General features: G+C 71.1%; 3 protein-coding genes. All 3 read left to right on the top strand.

Going from position 1 to position 5,228, the window contains the following annotated elements:
- The first annotated feature begins 240 nt into the window (after nt 1-240).
- The 3 genes from BIV03_RS15785 (at nt 241) to mfd (ending at nt 5,179) form a co-directional block, all read left to right on the top strand.
- On the top strand, nt 241-873 hold the full coding sequence (locus BIV03_RS15785; protein ID WP_070416780.1) for a 50S ribosomal protein L25/general stress protein Ctc: 633 nt from the start codon (nt 241-243) through the stop codon (nt 871-873).
- Nucleotides 874-903: 30 nt separating this feature from the next.
- Nucleotides 904-1,488 carry an aminoacyl-tRNA hydrolase gene (gene pth, locus BIV03_RS15780; protein WP_070416779.1) on the top strand — a complete coding sequence of 195 codons (585 nt, stop codon included), beginning with the start codon at nt 904-906 and terminating at the stop codon, nt 1,486-1,488.
- 79 nt (nt 1,489-1,567) lie between these two features.
- On the top strand, nt 1,568-5,179 hold the full coding sequence (gene mfd / locus BIV03_RS15775) for a transcription-repair coupling factor (protein WP_071296382.1): 3,612 nt from the start codon (nt 1,568-1,570) through the stop codon (nt 5,177-5,179).
- Nucleotides 5,180-5,228 lie beyond the last annotated feature (49 nt).

Raw genomic sequence — 5,228 nt, 5'->3', positions numbered from 1 at the left:
CACCGCGCCTCCAGGCCGCCTGTACCGACGTCCAGGGCACGGTGCGACACGCCCGGATCGGTCCTGCTAGACTCGGTGACTGACTTCGGCGAGGGCCGCGCATGCGCGGCCGTGATCGACGCGGTGGGAGACCCGGCCCAGCTTGGGAACGTTCCTCACGCGTGCACGCGTTCGAGTTGCAACACCACAGACCCCCACGATGCCGGCACCCCGGTGTCGTCCCCGAGACCAGGAGACACCATGGCCGACTACACCAAGCTCGCAGCGGAAGTCCGCACCAAGTTCGGCAAGGGCGCTGCTCGCAAGCTCCGTGCCGCCGACAAGATCCCCGCGGTCGTCTACGGCCACGGCACCGAGCCGAAGCACATCACGCTGCCCGGCCACGAGACCATGCTGCTCGTCCGCACCGCCAACGCGGTCGTCGACCTCGACATCGAGGGTGCGGCCCAGCTCGCCCTCGTCAAGGACGTCCAGCGTGACCCGGTGCGCCAGATCATCGAGCACATCGACCTCGTGGTCCTGCGCCGCGGCGAGAAGGTCACGGTCGACGTGCCCGTCGTCGTCGAGGGCGAGTCCTTCTCCGGCACCATCCACGTGCAGGACCTCAACACGGTCTCGCTCCTGGTGCTCGCCACGTCGATCCCCGAGCACGTCGTCGTCGACGTCGAGGGCCTCGAGGACGGCACGCAGATCCACGCCTCGCAGCTCCAGCTCCCCGAGGGCGCCGAGCTCGAGACCGATGCCGAGGCACTCGTCGTCGCGATCGTCACCCCGCGTGGCACCGCGGACGACGACGCCGCCGACGAGGCCGCTGCCGAGGCGGGCGCCGAGGCCGGTGCCGAGGGCGGCTCCGCCCCGGTCGACGGCGAGTAACACCCCTTCGCGGACATCTGGCCGACGCTGATGACAGGCAAGACGCTCGTCGTGGTCGGGCTCGGGAACCCCGGGCCCGGCTACGCGGGCAACCGTCACAACGTCGGCCAGATGGTCCTCGACGAACTCGCCGCCCGCATGGGGGCGACGTTCAAGAAGCACAAGACCCCGAACCAGGTCGCCGAGGGGCGCCTGGTTCCCGGGGGACCCCGCCTGGTGCTCGCCAAGCCCGGGTCGTTCATGAACACCTCGGGTGGCCCGGTCTCGAGCGTGCTCGGGTTCTACAGCGCCACCCCGGCCGACCTCGTCGTCGTGCACGACGAGCTGGACCTGCCGTTCGACACCGTCCGCCTGAAGGGCAGCGGCGGGCACGGCGGGCACAACGGCCTGCGCGACATCATCAAGGCCACGGGGACCAACGAGTTCACCCGCGTGCGGATCGGCATCGGCCGACCCCCCGGGCGCCAGGACCCGGCCGACTACGTGCTGCGCGACTTCTCGCCGACCGAGAAGAAGACGCTGCCGAACCTGCTGGCGGACGGCGCGGACGCGGTCGAGGCGATCGCGGACCTCGGGCTCCTCGCCGCACAGCAGCGCGTGCACGCCCCGTCCTGAGCGGCGCTGCCCGGTGCCGTGCGTTCGCCGGTCGCGCACACAGCGGCCGGTGTCAGTGGTGGCCGGTACCATCTCCTGAGTGACGATCTCGGGCATCATCCCTGCGCTCTCGCGCGCCTCCGCGTTCGATCGCGTCCTCCGTGCCGCTCCCCGTGACGCCGACTTCTCGGTCGTCGACGGTCTGCGCGTGCCGCTGCTCGGCGCCCTGCTGGCCGAACGCACCGGGCCGCAGTGCGTCTTCGTGATCACGGCCACCGGGCGAGAGGCCGAGGCCGTCCGCGCATCGGTCGGCAGCTACCTCCCCGATACAGAGGTCCTCGAGTTCCCCGCGTGGGAGACCCTGCCGCACGAACGGCTCAGCCCGAGCGCGCAGACCGTCGGCACACGTATCGCGACCCTCCGGAAGCTCGCCGCGTGGCAAGACGCCCCCGTGGCCGAGCGCCGCACGACCGTGGTGGTGGCGAGCGTCCGGGCGGCGCTGCAGCCGATCGCGGGCAACCTCACCTCCCTCGCGCCGATCGCCCTCCGCACCGAGTCCCGCGGCAACGACCTCGGCACCATCGCCGGGCAGCTCGTGGACATGGCGTACGCCCGGGTCGACCTCGTCACCCGCCGCGGTGAGTTCGCCGTGCGCGGCGGCATCCTCGACGTCTTCCCGCCGACGGCCGACCACCCGGTCCGCGTCGACTTCTTCGGCGACGAGATCGAGGCGATCAAGGCCTTCTCCGTCGCCGACCAGCGCACCACCGACGACGACCTCGGCTCCGTCGAGCTCACGGCCTCGCGCGAACTCCTGCTGAGCGACGACGTCCGGCAGCGGGCGCGCGAGATGCTGCACGAGTTCCCGAACCTCTCCCAGATGCTCGCGAAGATCGCCGAGGGGATCCCGGTCGAGGGCATGGAGTCCCTCGCCCCCGCGCTCGTGCAGGACCTCGTGCCGGTCACGAACTACCTGCCGGACGACGCGGTCATCGCGGTGTTCTCGCCCGAACGGGTCAGCGGCCGCGCGCACAGCCTCGCCGAGACGAACACCGAGTTCCTGCAGGCCGCGTGGAGCGCCGCGGTCGCCGGTGCGCAGGCGCCGATCGACCTCGACGCCGGCAACTTCCTCACCGTCCAGCAGCTCAAGAACGGTCGTGGGCAGCGCACCTGGTGGACGGTCTCCCCATTCGACTCCGGGCTGGACGAGGGCGACGCCGAGCGTGTGCTCACCGACGCCGAAGCCGTGGCCGAGGCGGGCGACTACATCCGCGTCCGGGCCGAGGCGATCCCGAGCTTCGCCGGCAGCGCGGACGGCGCGATCGCGCACGTGAAGCAGCTCACCGACGACGGGTGGGCCGTCGTGGTGACCGCCCAGGGCCAGGGGCTGGTCGAACGGGCGGTGCAGGTGCTCGCAGACGCGGGGGTCGCCTCCCGTGCCGAAACCGTCACCGCGCCTCCCGAGCCCGGCGTCGCCGTCGTCACGACCGCCACCGTCGAGCACGGCTTCGCCACCCCGGATCCGCGCATCGCGGTCCTCAGCGAGGCCGAGTTCTACGGCCGCAGCGTCCAGCAGGGCGCGCGCACCGTCAAGAAGCTCGCGAGCCGGCGCAAGAACGTCGTCGACCCGCTGCAGCTCAAGCCCGGCGACGTCGTCGTGCACGCCACGCACGGCATCGGCAAGTTCGTCGAGCTCGTCTCGCGCGAGGTGAGCTCCGGCGGCCGCAACGCGGTGAAGACCCAGCGCGAGTACCTCGTGCTCGAGTACGCGCCGTCGAAGCGCGGGTACCCGGGCGACAAGCTCTTCGTGCCGACCGACCAGCTCGACCAGCTCTCGCGGTACGTCGGCGGCGAGTCCCCGACCCTGTCGAAGATGGGCGGCTCGGACTGGGCCTCGGCGAAGTCGAAGGCGCGCAAGGCCGTCCGCGACATCGCCGTCGACCTCGTGAAGCTCTACTCCGCGCGGATGGCGTCGAAGGGGCACGCGTTCGGCCCGGACACCCCGTGGCAGCGCGAGCTGGAAGAGGCGTTCCCGTTCGCCGAGACGGCCGACCAGCTCACCACCATCGACGAGATCAAGCGCGACATGGAGCGGCCGATCCCGATGGACCGTCTGCTCTCCGGCGACGTCGGCTACGGCAAGACCGAGGTCGCGATCCGTGCCGCGTTCAAGGCCGTGCAGGACGGCAAGCAGGTCGCCGTGCTCGTCCCCACGACGCTGCTCGTGCGCCAGCACATGGAGACCTTCCAGGAGCGCTTCGCCGGCTTCCCCGTGCACCTGCGCGCCCTCAGCCGGTTCCAGACCGAGAAGGAGTCGAAGGAGACCATCGCGGGCCTCGCCGACGGCACGGTCGACATCGTCATCGGCACCCACCGGATCCTGTCGCAGGGCATCCAGTTCAAGGACGTCGGCCTGGTCATCATCGACGAGGAACAGCGGTTCGGCGTCGAGCACAAGGACCAGCTCAAGAAGCTCAAGACGAACGTCGACGTCCTGGCGATGTCCGCGACGCCGATCCCGCGCTCGCTCGAGATGGCGGTCACCGGCATCCGCGAGATGTCCACCCTCGCGACCCCGCCCGAGGACCGCCACCCGATCCTCACCTTCGTCGGGCCGCAGTCCGACCTGCAGGTCGCCGCCGCCATCCGCCGTGAGCTCCTGCGCGAAGGGCAGGTGTTCTACGTGCACAACCGCGTGAAGGACATCCAGTCCGTCGCCGCGCACCTCGCCGAGATCGTCCCCGACGCCCGCATCGCCGTCGCGCACGGCCAGATGTCCGAGTCGACGCTCGAGCAGGTGATGGTCGACTTCTGGGAGCGCCGGTTCGACGTCCTCGTCTCGACCACCATCATCGAGACCGGCCTCGACATCGCGAACGCGAACACGCTCATCATCGACAAGGCGGACAAGTACGGGCTGTCGCAGCTGCACCAGCTGCGTGGTCGTGTCGGCCGAGGGCGTGAGCGCGGGTACGCGTACTTCCTCTACGACGCCGAGAAGCCCCTGTCCGAGACCGCGCAGGACCGCCTCGAGACCATCGCCGCGAACAACGAGCTCGGCGCGGGCATGCAGGTCGCCATGAAGGACCTCGAACTCCGCGGGGCGGGCAACCTGCTCGGCGGGGAGCAGTCCGGCCACATCGCGGGCGTCGGGTTCGACCTCTACCTGCGCATGATCGGCGAGGCCGTCTCGCAGTTCCGCGGGGACGTCGCCGAGGGGCAGACCGAGCTCCGGCTCGAGATCCCCGTCGACGCGCACATCCCGGACGACTACGTCGAGTCCGAGCGGCTCCGGCTCGAGGCGTACCAGAAGCTCTCCGCCGCCTCCGCCCCCGCGGCGCAGGCCGAGGGCATCGACATGGTCCTCGACGAGCTCACCGACCGGTACGGCCAGCCGCCGCAGGCCGTGCTCACCCTGGTCGAGGTCTCGCGCCTCCGCCGGATGGCGCAGCAGGTCGGACTCTCCGACGTCGTCGTCATGGGGTCGAACCTGCGCGTCGCGGGCAAGGAGCTCGCCGACTCGGCGCAGGTGCGGCTCAAGCGGATGTTCCCTGGAGCCCGGTGGTTCCCGCAGCAGGACGCGGCGAGCGTCCCACTGCCGAAGCCGCACGGTGAGACCCTGCCGGACGCTGCGCTCATCCAGTGGGTGGAGAGCATCCTGACGGCCGTGTACGGGGCGTCGAAGGCGCCGGCGGAGACGCCGGCGGCGTAGTCGGGTGGGCTGCCGTCGCGCGCGTGCGTGGCGACGGACGGGAGGCGCG

It is taken from the genome of Curtobacterium sp. MCBA15_016 (assembly GCF_001865105.1).
In the GTDB taxonomy this organism is placed as follows: domain Bacteria; phylum Actinomycetota; class Actinomycetes; order Actinomycetales; family Microbacteriaceae; genus Curtobacterium.
This window is presented reverse-complemented; position numbering and strand designations above follow the sequence as displayed.